This is a genomic window from Hazenella coriacea, from assembly GCF_004341825.1.
In the GTDB taxonomy this organism is placed as follows: Bacteria; Bacillota; Bacilli; order Thermoactinomycetales; family Thermoactinomycetaceae; genus Hazenella; species Hazenella coriacea.
On record NZ_SMAG01000001.1, the window covers coordinates 653,144 to 677,803 of the forward strand.

General features: G+C 38.0%; 4 protein-coding genes. All 4 read right to left on the reverse strand.

Translation table 11 applies throughout. The annotated features are described in order from the left end of the window. Positions 1-127: 127 nt before the first annotated feature. On the reverse strand, positions 128-12,391 hold the full coding sequence (locus tag EDD58_RS03175; RefSeq protein WP_131923373.1) for a non-ribosomal peptide synthetase: 12,264 nt from the start codon (positions 12,389-12,391) through the stop codon (positions 128-130). Positions 12,392-12,417: 26 nt separating this feature from the next. Continuing rightward, a complete protein-coding gene (locus EDD58_RS03180; RefSeq protein WP_131923374.1) occupies positions 12,418-15,534 on the reverse strand; it encodes a cyclic peptide export ABC transporter in 3,117 nt (1,038 codons plus the stop codon). 134 nt (positions 15,535-15,668) lie between these two features. After that, positions 15,669-20,189 carry a non-ribosomal peptide synthetase gene (locus EDD58_RS03185; RefSeq protein ID WP_131923375.1) on the reverse strand — a complete coding sequence of 1,507 codons (4,521 nt, stop codon included), beginning with the start codon at positions 20,187-20,189 and terminating at the stop codon, positions 15,669-15,671. 216 nt (positions 20,190-20,405) lie between these two features. Beyond that, positions 20,406-24,659, reverse strand: coding sequence for a type I polyketide synthase (locus EDD58_RS03190; protein ID WP_131923376.1), 4,254 nt, complete (start codon positions 24,657-24,659; stop codon positions 20,406-20,408). Position 24,660 lies beyond the last annotated feature (1 nt).

Below are 24,660 nucleotides of genomic sequence, written 5' to 3' on the forward strand. Positions count from 1 at the left end.
AAATTTATTATGGAGGCTGCTGACCAAAATTTAGGTCTGTAGCCTCTTATCTTTGATCTAACAACACTCATTACATATAGAATCCCCTGATCTTTTCTCAAGAGCAGGGGATTGAAACAGTTGACTTCTAGTCTAAAAAGTTAAAGATCACATTTTCAATTTCATTGTTTTCGATTGCCAATCCTTCAATCTCGATCTCATCGATGGTTACTTCTCGATTCAAACTAATCATCTCTAAGACAGAAATAAAGTCTTGTGACATTCTCTTCATCGTCTCTTTTTCAAACAGCTTGCTTGAATACTCCAGCTCAAAATGAATGTTGTCTTCTCTACTTTCTGCATAAAGTAACAGATCAAACTTTGAAATAGGGTTTCGATAACTGATCGGTGTTAATTTAATATCCCCCATAACATTTTGAGTCTTTTGAGCATCTTGGAAGGCAAACATAGTTGAAAAGATAGGACTTCTACTTGGGTCTCTTTTGATATTTAACTGATCTACAAGTAAATCAAATTGGTAATCTTGATTTTCAACTGCTTTGAGTAAGTTTTCCCTCACCTCTAACAGCAGTTGAAGAAAAGATTTATTCTTTTCAGGGAAACTTCTAATCGCTAATGTGTTAGCAAACATACCAATAATATTGTGTAAATCTGAATGGGTTCGCCCCAGAATGGGTAAGCCAATAATCAAGTCCTGCTGTGAAGTATACTTAGACAATAGAACAGTATAAGCCGCAAGTAGAGTCATATTAAGTGTTGCATCCGTTTCCATACACAACTGATCCAACCGCTCTTTTAAGTCCTTACCGATCACAAAGTTTAAATGATCTCCTTCAAAGCTTTGCAAAACAGGTCTAGGATAATTGGTTGGCATATTTAACACAGGTAGTTCTCCAGAAAGTACATCCAACCAGTATTTCTCCTGTTGATCTGCAGCTTCTGTCTTCAAAAACTCATTCTGCCACACTGCAAAATCCTTATACTGCAATTGTAGCTCAGGTATCTCTTTACCTTCATAGAGATTCATAAATTCACGGGTCAAAATATGAACTGAATGTCCATCAGATATGATATGGTGCATATCTGTTAACAGAATGTGTAGATCCGGACGGAGTCGTATGATCCCTACTCTTAGCAAAGGAGCTTGACTTAAATCAAAAGGTCGCACAAATGAGTCAATCATTTTTCTTAACTGATCATCCATCTCTTCATCAGGATGGATCTTCAGCTCCTCTTCCCAATGGGTATACTCAACTTCTACTTCCACATGTTCTTGGATTCGTTGTTTCGGTTCACCATCTACAATTTCAAAGAATGTCCGAAATGCTTCGTGTCTATTGACAAGCTTGGTAAACACTTTTTTCAATCTTTCTAGATCGATCTCTCCTTCAAGTAAGATCGCCCTTGGCATATTGTATGTTGTACCAATCCCTTCAAGCTGATTAAGGATATACAACCTTTTTTGGGCTGATGAAAGCTCACATTGCTTACAATTCTTTAATGGCTTGAGAGATGCATAAATACTTTTAGCTGCTTCTTTTATATACTCTCCCATTCCTTTAACTGTGGGTGCTTGAAACACTCTACGCATTGGAATATTGACATGAAGTTGCTTATGAACCTCCGCTGTTAACAACATAGCCTTTAAAGAGTTTCCACCAAGTTCAAAGAAATGATCATTCACACCCACTCGTTCAACCTCAAGTATTTCTGACCAAATTTCTGCGATTTTTTGTTCAATCGGATCTATAGGTGTCTCATACTCTACTGTGATCACACTCTGATCGACTTGTTCAGAAAGAGCTCGATAATTAATTTTCCCATTTGGCGTGAGAGGGATTTGATCCACCTTGATAAATGAAGATGGCATCATATAGTAAGGAAGCCTGTTTAAAAGGAATTGTCTTAATTCCAATCCATCAATATCCTCTTGCAACACGAGATACGCACATAGACGATCATTGAAGTTGTGTCCATCTTTTTTACCAACAACAATTGCATCTAATACAGCCTGATGTTGCACCAGGATCGAAGCAATTTCATCTGGCTCTACTCTGAATCCACGTATTTTAAGCTGTCTATCTATCCGTCCTAAAAATTCAATCTCTCCGTGAGAGTTAAATCTACCTAAATCACCTGTTCGATAGAGTCTAATTTTTTCATAACCCCCAAAAGAGACTTCAACAAACAGGTCATCATTCATCTCATTTTGGTTTAGATAGCCTTCTGTTAAACCATCACCCGCAATACAGATTTCCCCAGCTACTCCGATTGGAACAGGTTTTAGATAAGAATTCAAAATAAACACCTTCACATTATCGATCGGCTTTCCAATGATAGTTCGATGATGAAGCCAATCCAGTTGAGCAACATTTATTTTATGCGCAATTGAACCAATAGTAGCCTCTGAAGGTCCATAATGATTTATGATTTCTACTTCAGGATATAAGCTGTTAAATTTTACAATATCAGTGTATTTGGCCTCTTCTCCACCCAATACTACTAATCTTAATGCGTAATGATTGTGATCTTTCCCAATCATTGGGTTATGAACCATCAGGTTAAACAAGGATGGAGTCAGCTTGATATACGTGATCTTGTTATCTGTTAAATACTTTAGCAAGTTTTCTGGAACAGTATAAAAATCCTTGGGCGCTACATGTAATTCACATCCATTTAGCAAAGCTGAATACAAGCCTGTATATCCTAAGTCAAATGCAAAAGAGGATAACAACATGGTTCGATCACTACTTTTAATCGCTACTTGACGAGTAAACCAAGAAATGTAGTTAACCAAACTTTGATTTTTTACGGGTACTCCCTTTGGCAGACCCGTGGTTCCAGAAGTATAAATCAAATAAATCGGATCATGTGATTGACCAACATCTTTAGGATTTGAGCAATCGCCAGTGAACCACTTTGGATTCTCTAGTACTATTTTTTCACCTGGATAATCAGTAACTGTTGGTAATAAATGCGCCTGAGTCAGAAGAGCCATTGATTCACTGGACTCAAGTATAAAGCAAATCCGTTCTTCTGGAGTCTCAGGATCAATCGGAAGATAAGTAGCTCCACTCTTAATAACGCCCCATACACCAACAATCATTTCAATGGAAGGCTCCGCCAATACTCCGATCACTGTATTTGGTTTTGCTCCCTTTTCGATCAGGTGTCTTGCCAATTGATTCGATTTTTCATTCAGTTCCTTATAAGTTATCTTCTTTGCTCCCGATACGATGGCTATACGGTCTGGATCTCGCTCCACTTGCTCTTCAAATAACTCTTTGATTGTTTTTGATGTAGGATATGGAACGGTTGTACGATTTATATCAAATAGCAACAAGTCTCTTTCTGCTGTTGTTAACAGGTCGATTTCCCCAATAGGTATCGTGAGATCCTCTACCATAGCTTCAAGAATACGAATCAAATGTTGGGTCATTCGCTCAATAGTACTGTTGCTAAATAGACCTGTTCTATACTCCATCACCAAATCGAGTTCACCATCTAGTTCAGTCACTTTCAGTTCTAAATCAAATTTTGCCGTTCTATTTTTATGTTCGTAAGGGATCACATCAAAATCATCCACTTGCGCCTTATTTAGGTCAACATTCTCAAATGCAAACATCACATCAAATAAAGGATGACGACTCAAATCTCTGTTTAAATTTAGTTTTTCGACAAGCATCTCAAATGGATAGTCCTGATTTTCAAGAGCTTCAAATGAATTTTTCGCCACCTCTTTGATAAAACTTTTCAAGGTAGTTTCAGGTTTAGGATCATTTCTAAGTGCAAGTGTATTAACAAACATTCCTACTAGATTTTCCAAATCAGCATGTCGTCTTCCTGCCACTGGACTTCCTACAACAATATCTTCTTGAGAAGTATACTGGTGCAACAATACATTAAACGCCGATAATAAGACTGAGTACAGGGTGACACCTTGTTCCACAGTGATCCGATTTAATTCTGATGTTAAGCGACTACTTAATTTCAGTCTCACTTCATCGCCTTCAAATGTTTGTTCATCGGATCTAGGATAGTCTGTAGGCAGATCTAAGAGTGGAATTTCTTGAGAAAATTGATCTAACCAATATTCCTCTTGCTTTTGTATCCCTGAATGAATCAAGTCATTCTGCCAAGCTGCAAAATCTTTATATTGTAAGTTTAGCTCTGGCAACTCTCTTCCTTCATACAAACTGAAAAACTCTCTAATCAAAATACTAATGGATAAACCATCCGACACAATATGATGCATATCATACATCAGTAAAAACTTTGATGGTGACAATTCAACAATAGCAGCACGGAACAAAGGAGGATGTTCCAACGCAAAAGGTTGAATAAACGATTCCATCCAACGATCTATATCATTTTTATTCATCTCTAAACGTTGAAGTTCAAAGTCAACGTTCTGATGCACTCTTTGAAATATTTGTCCCTCGACCTGCTCAAAAGAAGTTCTCAGTATTTCATGTCGGTTGATTAACGCTTTAAACGATTTTTCCATTCGCTCTTGATCCACTTTACCCTCAATGATAACAGCACTGGGCATGTTATAATTAGTACTCATTCCGCCGAGCTGATGAACGAAGTACATTCGTCTTTGAGCGGCCGACACTTCATAAAATTCCTGCTCTGCAACAGGATCAATCGACATGTATGTGGTTTTCTTTTTTAAAGCTTCTTCAATCAGTACAGATAACTCTTTAATGGTTGGCATTTCAAAGACTTTAGCCAATGGAAGCTCCACATCAAACTTCCTGTGTATTTCAGAAATGAGCGTAATCGCTTTTAAAGATTGACCACCAATTTCAAAAAAGTGTTGATTCATTCCTACTTCATCAACTTCAAGGAGTTCCTCCCACATTTGAACCAATTTCTTCTGTATTTCCGTTTGTGGAACCTCTAATTCCTCCTCAGGTTTCGTGATGATGGTCATATGAGTAAGTGCTTTGCGATCGATTTTCCCATTTGGATTGAGAGGAAACTGATCTACTTGGATAAAAAATGATGGCACCATGTACTCTGGAAGCTTATTCTGTAGAAATTCTCTTATTTCCGATGTTTTATCTCCTTCAGGGTCTATAGCAACATAATAAGCCACCAGATAGTTATCTCTTGTACTACCTTCTTTCACAACGATAACTCCATCTTTTACAAGAGCGCATCGGTTCAAAACGGTTTCCACTTCACCAATGTCAATGCGATGACCTCTAATTTTTGTCTGATCATCCTTTCTTCCTAAAACCTCAATACTACCGTCTTCAAGCATCCTTCCTAGATCCCCAGTTTGGTAAAGTCGTTGACCGTAGCCATCGTAAAATGGATCTTCAATAAATTTTTCTTTCGTTAACTCTGGATGATTTAGATAACCTCTCGCTAAAGGAATTCCGCCGATGAAAATTTCACCTTTGACTCCAACAGGAAGTGGTTTCATGCTCTCATCCAAAATATAAATCCGTCGATTGGCAAGCGGCTTCCCTACTGGAATGAATTTCAAATGTGCACTCTTGTTTCCTTTTCCTGAAACAGGATACAAGGTACTGGTCATCGCCGTTTCAGCTGGCCCATAAGCATTTAAAAGAAGAATATGCTCCAAAGGAAGCTCTTCCCAAAGTGACACTTTCTCCGCCGGCATCTGTTCCCCACCAACAACAACTAACCGTAACTTGCTAGTTGGAATAATTTCTGGGCGATTATGCCACTCTTGCACGACCTCGTTCCAATAAGAGGTAGGAAGATTCGTCACAGTAAGCCCTAGTTCCACACATTTTTTCGCAAATTGATAAGGTGTCCAAATGCTATGATCCCGTAGAACAAGAGTCGCTCCTCCAGCCAATGTCGTAAGAATTTGCTCGAGTGATATATCAAAACTGATCGAAGAAAACTGGAGAATACGATCCTCTGGTGTGATTTGGTAACGGTGGATCATGTCAATCGAATGGCTAACCACTGCTTCATGTGGCATCATCACACCTTTCGGTTTTCCAGATGAACCTGAAGTGTAAATGATATATGCCAGATGATCAGGGCGAACCTTGGATTTAGGATGAGTCTCTGGCTCTCGAACAACTAAGTCCCACTCAGTATCCAAACAGACCGTTTGACATGCATCATTTTGAACTTTGGACTTGAGAGCATTCTCAGTTAGCAAGACAGGTACCTCTGCATCTTCTAACATCATTTTGAGCCGTTCAGTAGGATAATTCACATCAATAGGTAGGAAAGCTCCTCCTGCTTTCAAGATCCCAAGAATTCCGACGATCATCTTTAGCGAACGTTCCACATACACCCCAACAGGTACTTCTGGACCAACCCCCATTTTTATGAGCTTGTGAGCCAATTGATTGGAGAGGACATCCAATTCCCTATAAGATAAGCGCTCACCATCCTGCATAACCGCTGTATGGTGCGGGTGTAGCTTTACTTGTGCTTCAAACAAGTCGTTAAAGCATTGTTCTTTGGGATAATACATCAAGGTATGATTGCGTCCGACTAAAATTTCATGGATCTCTTGCTCGGACATCATCGAAAGCTGACCCAAGGTACCTGATTCACACGCCAAAATCTGCTGAATGATATGAACCAGATGACCAAGAATTTGATTGGCCTCAGCTTCATCTAAATAATGGTGATCAAATAAAATCTTTACGTGTAATTTCGGATGTAAATTACAATAGACAGTTAAGGGATAGTCCATTTGTTCCTCTACTCGCATCGATGCCACATTTAAAGATCCTAATCCTTCTTTTAATGCTAGTTCAAAAGGATAATTTTCGAAAATAACGATGCTTTCATATAGATCAAAGAGAGCTGTATCCCTCGGAACTTCACTCCAATTCCGAATGTCGGCGAGAGAAGTATATTCAAATTGGCGCATTTCAGCTTGTTTCAACTGTAAATTCTGTAGCCAATCTTTAAGGCTGTAATGATCATCCACATTGATTCTAAATGGCTGTGTATTCATCAAACATCCAATGATAGAATCCGATTGATTTAAATCCACGGGTCGACCTGATGAAGTGGTACCAAAAACCACATCATTGATTCCAGAATAACGGTTTAAAAGGATTGCCCAAGCACCTTGCACGATTGTATTTAATGTAATGCGATGTTTTTTCGCAAATGATTTCATTTTTTCTTGGATTTCATCAGACACTTCATAAACAACATCCCCGTAAGCGGATATTGCTTGCGTTTTTACCTTTGTCGGGAAAATATGGTTAAACCGGATCGGTGTTTGAAACCCTTTTAATGCTTGCTTCCAAAAGTCTTCTGCTTTTTCTAGGTCTTGTTTTTGCAGCCATTTCACATATTCTCTCAAAGAGAGTGCATCGTTTAGGTTAAGAGAATCCCCGTCACAATAAGCCTTATAAAGCAAACCAATCTCTTTGAGGAGGATCCCTGAAGACCAACCGTCAAATTGAAGATGATGGTGTGTCCAAACCACTTCATAAAGAGAATCTTTCCGCTTCACGACCAACACTCTCATCAATGGAGTGGATGATAAGTCAAATCCTTTTCTACGATCTTCCTCGAGCAAATGATCTAGCTTTTGTTGACTCTCATCTTCTGGAATGTCACTCCAATCGATCACTTCAAAAGGAACTTTTATATCTTTATGGATCACTTGTATCGGCTCTTTCAATCCATCCCAATGGTATGAAGCTCTTAAACTCTCGTGTCGATCCAACAGAGTCTGCCAAGTCTTTTTAAAAGCTTCGATATTTAGGTGAGAGTGGATCGTAAAGACCGTTTGCTCTACCGTTACAGATGAATCCGGTGAATAAATGTGATGAAAAACCATACTCTGTTGGACAGGTGAAAGTGGATAAATATCTTCGATGTTTTTATATTGTACGACCCAATCATCCAATTTCTTTTGCCCAACCTCGACTAGCGGAAAATCTGAGGGGGTAAATTGGCAGATTGTTTGCGCCTTACAGTATTGGATGGTATTTCTCAAGTGGTACACGAAATCATCTGCTAAACGCTGAATCGTTTCTGGCAAATGCTTATGAGTGCTATACTTCCACTCGATGTTCAGCTCACCATCGACAATCATACAATCGATATCGATCAAATGGCTTCTGATCCCATTTAAATCGCGTGCAGAACCTGTATTTACATCTGAAATTTTAAATAGCTTACTCTTTTCTAATATCTGCTCAAACTGTCCAAGGTAATTAAAAGTTACTTGAGCCCTTGGTTTAGATGTAATTTTTTCACGAATTTCTTGATCTGCTAAATAATATAAAAGTTCATATCCAATTCCACCATGAGGAACTTTCCGAAGATCTTCTTTCACTTGTTTTATTAAATTAGCCATTGGCTCTTCGGGATTGACTCCATGTAGAACCATTGGATACACACAGGTAAACCAACCGATCGTACGGGAGACATCATGTTCTTTCAATAATGGAACCCTTCCATGCCCTTCTAAATCAATCAGTGTTGCTCCATTCCATGAAGAAAAGGTAAAAGAGAGTGCCGTAAGCAGAATATCATCAATCCTCGTTTTGAATGCGGAATGAATATCAGACAACAAGTATTGGGTTTCGTCCTTCCTCAACTTAACGGAAATCGTACGGGCGGACTTCTCTGTATTTAATCCTTTCTTGAGATCCACAGGGATCGAATGGATTGAAGATGAAGCCTTGTCCAACCAATAACCTAGCTCCTCCTTGAGTGAAGTGGAATGGGCATACTCATATAAATACTCTGACCATTTCTTAAAAGAAAGGCTCTTTGGAGGAAGCTGTACGGTCTCCTTATTTTTCAGTTGTTCATATATACCTTGTAAGTCTTCAATGATAATCCGCCATGAGTAACCATCTACAACAAGATGATGCGCAGTCATAAACAGCTTTCCGCGCTGCTCTTTTCCATAATCAAAAAATGCTGCTCTCATGATTGGACCTTCGGTAATATTCAATCTACACTGAAGATCAGATAAAATCTGACTCATTTTGTCATGACGCTCCATGATTGGCGTATCCGACAAATCATAAATATCAAATAACACATGTGGATCAGAGTCTGAATAAACTTGACTCCACTCCCCATTTCGCTGATGATAGCGAAGCCTCAAGCTATCATGATAACGTGCCAATATCTGAAAGCTTTGCTTCAACCACTCAGAGTTCATATTGTGCTCCGTTTCAAGCAAGACTGATTGATTCCAATGATGAGGATTTTCTAAATCCTGCTCAAAAAACCATTTTTGGATTGGTGTAAGTAGAACTTCTCCTGTTTCTGGTGTATTTGTCTCTTCCTGCTTCATTTGTTTTCGATCAACCACACGTGCAAGTTCTATGATTGTCTGGTATTGGAACATTTGGCTTACGGTCACTTGTAATCCTACTTGCATCGCTTTACCAGCAACTTGAATACTGAGAATAGAGTCTCCACCCAACTCAAAAAAATTATCATAGATACTTATCGTTTCTTTCTCGATTCCTAAAACCGAAGACCATATTTCGACTAACTCTACCTCCGTTTGATTCCGAGGAGCTACAGTACTATTTTTGTGATTCAGATCGGGAGCGGGTAATGCCTTCCGGTCAATTTTTCCGATTGGTGTTAAAGGTAACTGATCCAATTGAACAAAATATGAAGGGATCATGTATTCTGGCAGTTCTACAGCCAGAAACTCTTTTAGCTCTTTTACATCCACTTGAGTCTCAGAAACGATATACGCACAAAGAACCTTTTTGCCATCTTTATTTTCTTGATCAACGACGACAGCCTCTTTCACCTTTTCATCTCTTAACAATTGCTGTTGAATTTCCCCAAGCTCAATTCGATATCCCCGGATTTTAACCTGATGATCGATCCTCCCGATCATCTCAATCTCTCCAGTAGGAAGCCACCTTCCAAGATCACCTGTTTTATACATTCTTTCACCAGGCATATAAGGATCACTTAAAAATTTCTCATCGGTAGATTCAGGCATATTCAAATATCCACGGGTTACACCTGCTCCTGCAATATATAACTCACCAGGGAATCCAATCGGAGCTAGATTTTGGTCTTGATCAAGGATATAACATCTTACATTTGAAACTGGCTTTCCTAAGAGTACCTTTTCACTCGTTGAACATTTCCAGCATAAAGCATCAATCGTTGTTTCGGTTGGTCCATAAATGTTATATAATTCATATCCTTTATCGATCAGTTCGTCTTTTAAAGACTCTTCCATTGGCTCTCCACCCGATATGACTGTACGCAAACTTTCCAATTTCCGATCATGACATAGTAATTCTTTTAAAACTGTTGGTATAAAGTTAATAAGATGGATTTGATGTTGATCTACATAGTCACAAAATTGCTGTTTGTTAAGGATGACATCCTTTTCAGCAATATGCAATGTCCCTCCATGTACCAAGGTTCCAAAAAAGTCCTCGATACTGGGATCAAAAATATAATCAGTCATTTGTAAGATATTAGTGTTTTCTGTTACACGGAAATTCTGACCAAACCAACGAATAATATTAACCACATTACGGTTTTCTACCATAACCCCTTTTGGCTTTCCAGTTGTACCCGAAGTATAGAAGATGGAAAACAAGTCAGTGGGATCAGAGTCAACGTTTGGTCTGTTCGAATTCCCCGAAAACAACTCACTATCATCCAAAAATAAAATCGTTTGATCCGTAAACTCTTTAGATATAGAGCTGTCTATTAAATGTTTTTGAGTCAACAAGAGATGGACATGACTATCCTGAAACATATGTCTTTTTCGAGATTCAGGATATGTAGGATCAACCGGTAAATAAGCACATCCTGCTTTTAAGATAGCAATAATCCCTGCAAGCATTTCGATGGAACGCTCCACCATGATGCCGACAACCTCACCTTTTTGAACTCCCTTTTTGATCAACACATTGGCCAAACGGTTAGACATCTCATCTAACTCTTTATAAGTGACGAATTTCTCCTTGCACACCACACTGATTTGTTCAGGGGTCTTTCTAACTTGTTGTTCAAATAATTGACATACCGTCTTATTTTCGGAGAAATCGACTCGAGTATGATTAAAATCATTAAGAATTTGCTCTTTCTCTTCTTTCGTTATGATTTCAATCTGTTCTACCTTTTGCTCGGGATGATGCATCATTCCATCCATAATTAAAGAGAAACTATGTGCCAAGCGTTCAATGGTTGATGAATCAAATAATTGCTCATTGTAACTAAAACAAACCTCAATATCATCCAAAACGGTCACGCCTATGGTCAAATCATAGTTGGTCATTTCAAATGAAGAATACGAAGTAAAGGTCAAACCATCATTTTTATTAATAACAGATTGATCCAATGGATAGTTTTCCAAAACAACAATGGTATCAAATAAATTGGACTTATCGTCTAACTCACTATATTTTTTGATATCTACAAGAGGGGTATTTTCATGCTCTTTCCTCTTTTGTAATGTCTGGTTCACTCTTTTTATCAGATCAATAACTGATTCATCGGTGCTTCTTTTCACCCGTAAAGGGATTGTATTGATAAATAATCCAACAAGATCTTCGACCCCATTAAAGGTTTCTGATCGACCAGAGACTGTTGTACCAAAGACAATATCTTCACAGTTATTAGCCTTTTGCAATGCAATTCCCCACACACTATAGATCAATGCTGCTAGGGTAATTTCATTTTTTCTAGCAAACTCCTCTAGTTGTTCTTTAGGAAATTGAATCTTGTAATGACGATCTCTTCGTACCATTGAATCTTTTACGTTTTTAGAAACCAGCCTAGTTTGTAAATCAAACCCCTTTAAATACTCCTGCCAAAAAGCTTTTTGTTGCCCTCGATCCAAATCCTTCATGTATTTGACAAATTCCTTGTATTTTTTCTTTATAGGGAGGACATAAGATTCTGACTGGTTATACCGATGGTAGGCATTTAAAAATTCCTTCAGTAGAATTCCATTACTCCAACCATCATATAAAATATGGTGGTTGCTAATCATCATTTCATACTTTTCTTCTTCTAATTTACACAAGGTAATCCTAAATGGAACATCGTTGAGATCAAACTTCTTATCTCGATCTTTCACTTTTATTTTCTCAAGAATAGCTCGCTTTTGTTCCTCGTCATTCATCTGTAAATCATAGATTTCCAACTGTAATGGATATTCTTTCAAAATAATTTGCACAGGAGCTGTTACTTTCTCCCATCGAAACAGTGTGCGTAACATTTCATTGGTTCTAATCACTGACTCCCATGCTTGCCGAAAGATACCTTCATTTACTTCCCCGGTAATCTCGATCGAGAGTTGTTCAAAATACTCATCACTATGGGGATTTTTCAAGTGATGGAACAAAATTCCCTCTTGTATAGGTGTTAAACTAAGAATATCTTCCACATTTTCTTTTGATAGTTTCACCATCCATGTTCTCCTCCAATTGAACTTATTTACGAGATCATATTCGCTTGCTTTTCTTCAATAATTTTCCCTCTCTCCATCTTAATGACCCGGTCAGCAAGATGGAAATATCGGTCATCATGAGTGATGGCAATCACACATTTTCCTTTTTCCTTGAATCTAGGTAATAAGTTCATATAGAAAAATTCCCTGTATTCTGGGTCTTGGTCTGCTGCCCACTCGTCAAACAGATAAATCGGTTTGTCTTCTAAATAACTGATCAATAAAGCTAACCTTTTTCTTTGACCTGTCGAGAGTTTCGTTGTACTAAATTCTCCATTTTCTATTTGTAACTTTTGATCAATCCGTAATATCTTTAAATATTGTTCGATCTCTTCTGCTTTAGCATCACAATCCACTCCATATATTTTATGAAAGAGGTAGTAATCACTAAAGATCACAGAGTATAATTCGCCCAATTCATCTGGTCTAATCTTTTGGTTATTAATTAATATCTCGCCTTTCCCACAAGAATAAAGACCAGTGATCAACTTAGCCAACGTGGACTTTCCGCTTCCATTCCCACCTGTAACAAAAACAATCTCCCCCAATTGAAATTGACAATCTAATGGTCCAACTGAAAACGATTCACCATGTTCATTATGATAGGCATACTCTACACCTTTGAGCTCTATTGTTAACTCATCCTTACAATGGGGCGTAGATTTTGTTTTTTCATGATCGACTTCAAAATCTGTTAAATGCTTTACAAATCCTTGGATCCTCTTCCAACTAATTTTCATCTGTACCGCATGAGGAATAGAGTTGAGTATACTGTGGATTGGTCCTGTCATGTAAAGAAATACAAAGACATAGCTTTTCAAAGACTGACTTTCAACCTCTAGGAACAGGATCGGAAACAAAAATGTAACGGCTCCGATTACCAGTGTAAATAATAGTTCCCCAATAATAAATACATTGGCAAATTTAAGACCACCCTGAATTCTCTTACTCTTATATGAGTGACAACTTTCTTTCATATCCGCTCGAAAGTGGTCTCGCTTGGATTGATTCATACTTAATTCTTTATATCCACCAATCAAATCGTTGATATATTTGAAAAAGACATTTTGAATACTTCTCGTTTGTTCCCATAACTTGTCCGCCGAATTTCCCACCACATAATACAATCCAGCTGCAACTAAAATTACTACAATAGAGACTAGCAATCCATAGACATTAATAATTCCCAAATAAACTAAGCAACACAATAAAGTAATAGAATCGGTTAAACCAGTAATCAGAGAAGCAGCGTGATTGCTAATTGCTTCAGTATCATTATTTAAAGTTGTTTGTACGACCCCTGTCTCCATTTGCTCAACCTTCTCATATGGAGAATGGAGAATTTTGTCTAGTAGATCAATCCTGATCTCATAGATCAAATTGTTTGTCAGAGTGATTAGTTTGGTACGAACCAACTTCTGGGCCACTACATAAATAATGATTCCTAATGCAAAGTATAAAAACAAACTCTCTCCTGATTGTCCGGTTCGGTTTAGGGCTTCATTGATGATAAAAATGATAAAAGCATTTCCGAAACCACTGGTAATACTGAGCGAAATCAGTAGAAATAAATCTCTTCCTTTGTGATGTGGAAACATAAATACTAAAGATAGATAGAAACAGAACAGCACCGCTGCTAAGAACACTGTTCCCACTGCAATGATTAAACTAATAGGTGCCCAAACGTTGACAAAATCCCAAGAAAGTCCATCAAAGAAGACTGAGGGCACTTTATAAAGGCAATATCCCAATACTAGAAGAAAAGCTAGTGACGCCAAGGAAACACTTATATATTTAGCTGGATTTTTCTCTAATCTTCTTTTTTTCTTAATGATCTGTACGAGAGTTAGAATAATAAAATACAGCGTAATACAGATGAACGGAATCAATAGTAAGATCACGGTAAAAGAAGCTGCATCTATACTTTTATACATATCACCTGTATTCTCAGCCAAAGGATCCCCTTGCATAAGATCAATGATTCCCTGACCAATCGTGGTGGTATGAGTTGAATTCAAATTTGCCATAACAGCAACCCCTAACTCTTCTTGGGGTCGAAATGCAATAAAGGAGGAGAAGTTTGGATTGCTTCCCTCATGAGAAAGTTCACCAGTACCTTTCTGATATACTTGCCATCCTCCCGCATAGGAAGAGCCATCTGGGGATGGGGCTACCAAACGGTTGGGCACATGTGTGTTTTCAATCGATTTTTGCTCAGCATCCTTCAATGTATATGTACCCAGCTGGATCTGGAGCCACTTTTCCATATCTTCAGCATTTGAAATAAAATAGCCAGCTGGAGTATTGCCTCGATACATAGGAGCATCAAACTCCATCGGTCTTAGGAAGCCAATTTTATAACCTTTAGATAGATCATGCTGAGCAGCTTCTGAACGGAACAAATAAGTATGCTGGAGTTGCAATGGCTTTAAAATGTGTTCCTCCATATAGCTTTCAAATGACTGATTCGATACTTTTTGTATAACGAGTCCTAAAATATCATAGTTGATAGTGGCATAACTAAATTCTTCACCTGGATAAGATGCTAACTCTTGATTCAATAATGCCCTTACCGTTTTTTCAAGTGCACCATCATCAGTCGCCGCAGGAATTTTTCCAATGGAGTTGAACGGAATTCCACTTGTATGATGTAAAAGTTGTTCGATGGTTATATCTACAGGTCCGTTCACTTTCTGGCCTCTATACTCACCAATATATTTCATCTGAAACCAAGGTAAATATTTATGTACTGGATCATTTAATTGAATGAAGCCTTTCTCGACAAGATCGTAAACCGCAACAGCTGTAAATGCTTTACTATTTGAACCAATTTCAAATAAGGTTTGATTTGTCATGGGCTTTTTGCTCTCAAGGTCAGAGTAGCCAAAACCCTTTTTATAAATGGCTTGATCCCCTTTAACAATCACTACTGATAGACCTGGAATTTTCCCATCAGCCATTTGCTTGTGAATCAAAGCTTCTACTTGTTCTTCATAATTACTTGGTAAGCCTTTCGTATTACTAGATGCCTCAACCCCTGTGGGGATTAGCTGCAATTGTAAAATCACCATAAGAATGAGCAAAATATTTTTTACTCTAATCATTACTGATGTGCTCCTCTCCTATGTTAAGATCTGACTTTAATGAGGATGTTAGAGAGGATGACCTTCATCATCCTCCTTCCTACGCGATAACATCACTCACACGACTTCTACTTGAAACCTAGTTCAATTGATGACTAGTCATTAAAAATTTGATCAAGATCTTCCATTGAGAGATTCGTAGTTTCAAAATCAGTGGGTGTAAATTCAGTAATCTCCTTATCGCAGCAATGATTAATTAAACTTTGCAATTGTTTGATATAAGCATGAGCAAATTGTTCAATGGTCTCTCGCTTAAATTTGTTTCGACTGTATGAAATGGTTATCTTTAGTTTTTGATTGACAGAGTATGCAACAAGATCTAAGAGACAATCCATCTCATTTTGATCACTCATTTCTTGACCTGAATATTCCTCCGCAAATTCAAAAATTCCGTTTGAAAATGTAGTATTAAAGTCACCCAAGTAGTTAAACCTCACTAACTTTTGCGGGTTACTAGGCAACTCGCCTGAAATATACTTTAAAACACCATGACAAAGTCCTTTATTAGGAATCCTTCTCAACTGATCTTTCAACAGCTTGATTTGCATTGAAAGATCCACATTTTGAACTGTTAACTGGATTGGATATAAGCTGGTAAACCATCCAACTGTTCTTGAAACATCGATATATTCTGTGATCTCTTCACGACCGTGTCCTTCAACTTCAATAACGATGTCATCTTTTTGAGTATAATCTTTCATCAGAAGTGCTAATGCGATGATCATCAACTCATCAGGTTTTGTACGATAGGCATCGTTTGCTTTGAGTAAAAGCTGTTCTGTTTGTTCTTCAGTTAATGTTTGAACGAATGATTCACAATGCTCCATCTCATCTGTACCCAAATCAAAATCATTCAATGATTCCATCCGATGTTCATAAACATGCTTCCAATATTGACGATCCTTTTCGTCAATTCGTTGGCTAAATTGTTCCAATTCATGAGCCCAATCCTGAATCGAATTCGTTTTTGGTAACAATGAGACATTTTCGCTTTTATGCAACTGTTCGTAGATGTGGTTCAGGTCCTCCAAAATAATTCGCCATGATACCCCATCCACGGCTAAATGATGAGCCGTGAGCAATAGCTTGAAACTATGATCTCTTAGGTGGAAAAGGCAAGCTTTAATCAAGACATCATTTCTAATATCAAAACTTGATTTTAACATTTCTCCCATTTTCGCTATTTGCGATTGCTGTTCCGAAGCAGAAACATCTGATAAATCAAAAGTTTCCATTTCAACCTTTTTCGTAAGGTTCTCTGCATTGAAATATAAAGTGTCTGTTTTGTCATTGTAATTTAATCTGAAGGAGTCGTGATGACTGACTAACATGTAAAGGGCTGTTTCAATTAGGCTTATATCAACATCCTTTTTTAGGTTTAGCAATAAGGATTGTGTATAATGATGAACATTGGGCAGATTTCGTGAGAAAAACCATGAAGTAGATGGAAGAGACTTTATGGTTCCTTCACAAGGACGATTATTTTCGGAAGATCCTCGACTCACTTCCTCTACGTATAAAGTCATATCTTTAATCACTGGATGAGCCAAAATATCCTTCACTCTAATTTTAAACCCTTGATTAACCAAATTAGAGGAAAGCTGAATCGCTTTAATAGAGTCTCCACCCAAATGATAGAAGTTATCTTCCAGATTGACTTTAACATTCAATAGATCCCTAGTGACTTGGAGCAAAACCTCTTCTTTGTTATTTCTTACTTCATCAACATGTATATCATTTCTAATCATTTCAGGTGCTGGTAACTGGCCTCTGTCAACTTTCCCATTGATTGTCAACGGGATACGATGGAGCTGGAAAAAATGTGTAGGAATCATATATGCTGGTAAATTCTTAGCCAAAAAGCTTCGCAATTCCGACGAAGAAATCGTATCTTTCCCGGTATAATAAGCACAAAGATATGGACTTCCATTTTGATCCTCTTGATCTACAACAATCGCTTCTTTGATGCTAGGGTATAGCAATAAGGATTTTTCAATCTCGCCTAGTTCAATACGATATCCACGAATTTTCACCTGATCATCGGCTCTACCAAGATATTCTATCTTTGTCCCATCGATAAATCTCGCCAAATCACCCGTTTTATACATAGGTGTTTTTTTCCTGAAGGGGTCTTCCATAAATCTTTCTTGTGTCAAATCAGGCTTATTTAGATAACCTCTCGCAACTCCATCTCCGGAAATATAAATTTCTCCAACTTCTCCGAGTGGGACCGGATTCAGATCCTTATTCAACAAATATATGTTTGTATTTTGTACTGGCACCCCAATAGGAACATAGATTCCTGTATCCTTTCCCACATCATATGGGTGAATCATACATCCTACAACCGTCTCTGTAGGACCATATTCATTGTAAATAGTGATCTCTCCAGCAAAACGATCCACAATATCTTTAGCTAGACTTACTTTCAGTTGCTCGCCACCAACGATCATTTTCTTGATTGAACACGTTTCAAGATCAATCTCTTTCAGTAAGGACAAGTGAGAAGGTGTCAACTTAATGATGCTTGCTTTCCCTTCTCTAAATATCTTATATAATACATATTCATCTTCATCTTCTGGATAAATCCTCATCTGATTGCCACTAATCAAAGGTGTAAAGATGGATGTGACCGTAAGATCAAACGCTAGGGAAGAATAGAAAGGAAAAACCTCATTTTTACTGGAGCCCATATATACCTGCTTAGCCCAACATGTATAGTTTACTAATCCTTGATGCTCAATCATCGTTCCTTTGGGAAGTCCAGTAGAACCTGATGTATATATCACATAAGCCAGATCAGAAGATCCATTAAGAGCCCCAAGATTTGAAGTATCTTCTGTATAAATATCTGTGGAGTCTAATTGAATAATATCCCCTTTAAAATATGACAACTCCGTATGGTTAGAGACTGGACTGTTTATTAGTAGTGTAGAGATCGACGCGTCTTTGAGTATGTATTTAATTCGTTCAGGTGGATAGTTTGGATCAATCGGCAGGTATGCACTTCCTGCTTTGAGAATCCCTAAAATTCCAATGATAGTTTCTAGTGAGTGTGTAGTACATAGACCAACGATTGAGCCTTTCTTTAGATTTCTCTTTAAAAGAAATCGTGCCAATTGATTTGATCGCTCATTCAGTTCACGATAAGTGAGTTTTTTATCATCCAAGCAGAGTGCAATGTGCTCAGGTGTTTTTGCTACTTGTTCTTCAAAGAGTTGGTATATGGTTTTCTCCTTGGGGTAATCCTGATCTGTCACATTAAATTCGTAAATCAGCTTATTCCATTCGTCATCGGGTAACAGAGTGAATTGATCCAGCTCTTGATCAGGATTTGCGATTAGTTGATTCGTTAAGTGGAGCAGACAATGATACATTTGTTCAATTTGTTCATCTGTATAATCTTGAATCTTATAATCAAAATCCAAATCCATCTCATTGGAACTTGACCACTCCCTAATAATGAGCTGGAGAGAATAAAGTTGTTTTCCGTTGTAAAACTCCTTATTTTCTATGGGAGTTCCGTCTACTTCATTGACTAGATTGGTATTGTAATAATTAATACATGTATTCAATAATTGTCCATTTTCCCTTTCTTGCAACTTCAAGTCTTGAGCGAGAAGATCATAAGGATACTTCTGATGGTAATAACAACGGATTAGTTCACTATTTACCTCTTTGATTAGTTGTTGTCCAGACATCTCACCATCAATCTGAAAGCGAAAAGGCATGGTACTAGTAAACATCCCCACAATATTTTTTTCCTTTTTCCCTGATCGATTGTAGAGAGGCAAACCAATAACGATGTCATCCTTCCCTGTTAATTTATTAAGATACATCAGATAGAGAGCAACAAAAAAGGCAAATTCCGAAGACTCTTGGTTAGCGACAAATGATTTGATACGCTCTGATTGATCAGAAGATAGATGATAAGTTTTTCTGATTCCCTCTGCACACTCCAGGCCTGCTTCGCGAATTATCTCTGGAATCGTTTCAAATTTTTCATTCCAAAATTGCTTGTTTTTCAAAAACCTCCTAGACTTCAAATATTTTTGCTCCTGTGTAAGATAATAGGTATAAGGCTCATGATCCTGTACTGTTAGTCTTTCACCTTTTAAAAGCTTCACATATGAATTACAAATCTGTTCGGTTAAAATATTCATAGACCATCCATCAGCAATTAAATGGTGGGCTTTAACAAAATAACCGCTATCATGATCATTTATTTTGAATAATGCAAAGTGGAATAAAGCATGATTATAAATCTGAAAGGGTTGGGTAGCCTCTTCTTGAACCCAATTTTTAAATGCTTCATCACTATTCTCTTGTGAACTAAAGTCAAAAAAACGTAGGTGGAGCTTTTGATATTCCTCTACATATTGTTGAACTTCCCCATTGCTCTCTACAAGTCGATGCCTAAACCCTTCATTCTCTTTTACAAACTGATTAATCGCTTGCTCAAGGAAGTTGAAATTTACTTCACCTTTGATTCTGACTGTACCACCAACATTATGAAATGGCTGATCAGGGTTAATTTTCTCCATGTACCAGATTCTTTTTTGCGGGTGGCTTAAAGGGAATTTTTCTCTATGATTGAGATCCTGAGCTCTGTTCATCTTATCGACACCTTTCTGCTCTTCTTCGCTGATCCATCGTAGCTATAGGCGTAAATGATCTACTTAGGTCAATCTATAGCTCAACATCTCATCTCCTCATGTGCATAAACTTTGAGGAAGAGGAAAAGTCCATTCCCCTCTCTTAGGTTTGGGGAATGGCAAATAGTATATAAGCATCTCCATCATGAGTTGCTTTTTTTCCCCTCGATCAATCATCTAGAAAAAATTTACGCTTTGACAATACTCAATCATTTTTCGTGCTTGTTGTTCATTCATTTCTTTCCATCCAAAACCCATTTTCTTTAACAACATAGTCGTTTTATCAGAGGTGACGTGGAATATGGTTGGATGATCCACATCTAAATTCAATTCGTCTCCTAAACTATGTAGCTGTATGTTGTAAATTTCCGTCGAAAATCTCTTTGCTTGCTTTTCATCATAGATGTAATCCAAAAAATCCTCTATGGATGTCTGTTTTACACCTAATTCCAGGTTTGGAATCGTTAAAAGCTCTGATAAGCTAACATAATTAGGATTAAAAATATGATAGGTCTCATTGACAAGCTCAGCTTGATCAAAGAGACAAACAATTGACCGACTTACATCATCCACACATGAAAAATCAGTATCTCTTTCTATTTCTGGAACTAGACCAATCTTTACATACGATTGAATCATCGAATACAATGCATTTTGTTCTATGTTTTTCTGGAACCTACCCGTTTGTGAGTCAAATACCACATTGCCCACGCGAAAAATATTGACATGTACTCCTTTTTTTCTTGCTTCGACTAATAGCTTCTCTGCTTCTAGCTTTGTTTTGGGGTAAGGATTAGTGATCACTTGTCCAAGATCATGATCATATTCTGTATATAATAATTCCTTTTGGTCTTCCACCTTACCAGAAGCTACAGCCATCGTGGAAATATGATTAAAATCTTTTCTATTACCACTCAACGAAAAATCGATCAAATTATTTGTTGCCACAGAATTGGCTTCATGGATTTCAGCATATTTTCCATAATGACTAACATCAGCTGCTGAATGTACCACACATTGAATCGTTTTACATAACTTTTGATACACATTTACATCCAAACCCATTTGGATTTTGGTTAAATCCCCATTATAGACGAACATTCTCGATTTACATTGATCATAGAAAGCTGGACCAAAATAAAAGCTGAGCTGACCTTTGATCCGATTTTCAGCCTCAGTTCGGCTCCTTGCTCTAATAATAAGATGGAGATTGCTATCAGTCTTTTGTAATAAATCGCGTAGCAAATAAACACCCAGATACCCTGTACTTCCTGTCAACAGAATATCTGTATAATTCAATCGGCGAGAAAGATCCAGTGAATGATATGTTTGGGTTCTCACTTCATAGGATTGACGGGTCTCTGCAAATTCTTGACCACCATTTTCACTGATCTGATGCCTTTCTCTCATCGCAACCAAATAGTTTTTTAACATCTCTTTAGGAACTTTATTTTTATCTTTCTTATCGGTGATCTGTTGCGCCAAATCAGCTACTCTTGGATACTCGAACAATTGGCTAACTGATATATGAAACTCTTCTTGCAACCTTGCCACTACATTGACTGCACTTAACGAATTGCCTCCCAGTTCAAAAAAGTCGTCATAGGGGTTAACATCCCTGACACCTGTAACCTTCTCATATGCTTCAATAAGTTTTTGTTCTTTATCCAACTGTGGAGCAACATCATGATTCACTTCCATTGATGCATGATATTGGGTTCCTTGATCTTCGACAATAAACTCATCTGTTGCAATCTGGATGGTTCGATTTTCATCATCCGAACGAATACTAAAAAGCTGACGATCAAAAGAATATGTGGGTAAAGGTAAACGAAACCTTCGTTCTTGTGCATAATATTCTTGCCAATCGACCCCTACTCCTTGGATTTGTAACTTACCAAGACTCTGTAGCAAATATTTATCATCCGAAATATTTGCTACATGAGATCTTACAGTGTTTACAATCACATGGTCTGATTCTTCCCGAATCTGCTGCCGAACCAAGGTACTTAATGCTCTACCTGGACCCATTTCAATGAAAATATTCGCTGGAGCATCTGTTAAAAGTTGATTGATACCATCAGAGAACTTAACTGTTTGTCGTAAATGCTTCACCCAATATTGTGGATCTGTAGCTTCGATCGCCGTGATCCATGTTCCTGAGACATTAGAAATGTAAGGAATTAAGGGTTTGTGAAGTTCTATCTCCTGCACTTTCTCTCCAAAAGAATCTAAAATCGGCTCCATCATTGTAGAGTGAAAGGCATGAGAAGTTTGTAATCTTTTATATCGAAGACCTTCGCGATGTAGTACTTCCTCCAAGCTTTCGATCTCTTCAAATGAACCAGAAACGACACAGAATGATGGACCATTTACAGCTGCGATCGACAAATTGGCTGTTAAATATGGAAAAATTCTACTCTCTGGAGCCATCACACTCAACATACAACCCTTCGGTAATTGTTGCATGAGATCAGCACGCTCTGAAACCAACGTCAATGCATGTTCGAGAGAGAGTACCCCTGACAAACAAGCAGCCACATATTCGCCTATACTATGCCCGATCATGCCATCAGGATGGATTCCCCATTCCATGAACATTTTTGCCAATGCATATTCGAATATAAAAATAGCAGGCTGTGCATTTGAGGTCTGGTTGATCTCATCCATCAGTTCTACCTTTTGATCCTGTGGATACCATACATGTCTCAAATCGGTTCCTCGTATCTTTTCTAGAATCTGGCAACAACGATCTACTTCATCACGAAATACCTTCTCTTCTCTGTATAAGTCTAATCCCATATTCATATATTGAGATCCTTGTCCAGGAAACATAAAGATCACTGGACGGCTAGTCTGTTCAGACATTGCGGTGTGCACTTTTGCTGGGTTTAGTTGAGATAGTTCTCGTTTTGCCTCTTCTAGCTCGGAAGCGACCAACATCCTCTGGTATCTCAGATGTTTTCTCCCCACGTGAAGTGTATAGGCGATATCTGCTAGATTCACATGAGAATTTTGATCCATATAGTTAACTAACTTTCGGGTCATTTCATCAAGAGATTTCATTGTTTGGGCTGAAAAAAAGAGTAGCTGATTCTTTTTTCCAGGATCTGAAACTCCTCTATCTATACTTTCTTCCAATACAACATGGGCATTTGTTCCACCAATTCCAAATGAACTGACTCCCGCTCGTAAAGGAAACTCAGAATTTTTCCATTCCCTCAATTCGGTGTTAACGTAAAATGGGCTATTTTCAAAGTCAATTTTTTCATTGGGTGTCTCGTAATTAATAGTTGGTGGAATCATACAGTTTTGAAGAGAGAGAGCGGTCTTAATTAAACCGGCAACACCGGCCGCGTTATCCAGATGACCAATGTTCGCTTTCACAGAACCAATACCACAAAACTTTCTTTTCTCTGTATTAAATGCTAATTTCAATCCTTCGATTTCAATCGGGTCGCCAAGTATAGTTCCTGTACCATGAGCTTCAACATAAGTAATGCTTTCAGGTTCTACTTCCGCCATCATATGAGCAGCTTTGATCGCACTGGCTTGTCCTTCAACACTCGGTGCAGTAAAACTCACTTTATAAGAGCCATCGTTATTTATCGCAGACCCCTTTACAATCGCATATATAAAATCTCCATCAGCAAGGGCATCCTCTAACCGTTTTAAGACGACGATCCCAGCACCGTTTCCATTTACAGTTCCTTTCGCATTCGAATCAAAAGGTCTACAGATCCCATCAGGTGAGAGGATCATGCCTTCCTGATATAAATAACCCCTCTTCTCTGGCAAAGTAATAGAAACGCCACCTGCTAGAGCTAAATCACAATCCCCACTCAAAAGCGCCTGACATGCCAGATGAACTGCAACTAATGAAGAGGAGCAGGCCGTTTGAACAGTATAACTAGGTCCTTTCAAATTTAGCTGATGTGACAATCTAGTACTAAAGAACTGCGAGCCATTCAATAACTCAGCCTCTTTTAAAAAGTCGCTCGCTTCTCTGTAAACGGTGTCCATCCAATACAGATTGGTCGAACTTCCGATATAAGTTCCTACTAACCCGTTATGACGATCCGAACAATAACCACTATTTTCTAGTGCTTCCCATGCACATTCGTGTAAAACTTTTAACTGCGGGTCCATCACTTCTGCTTCCCGAGGTGAGTAATGAAACAAATGAGTATCGAACCATTCCGTATGAGTGATCGCTCCACCCGCCTTCACGTAATGGGGATTTTGTAAATCCTCTTGGTTAACTCCTGCTTCCCGTAACTCTTCATCTGTATACAAAGAGACTGAGCACGTTCCATTCTGTAAACGCTCCCAAAATGAATCTATATTATTTCCACCTGGAAACCTACATGACATACCAATAATCGCGATCTCCAACCCGTTTCCATCTGGTAACTTTGTCCCACGATCCATT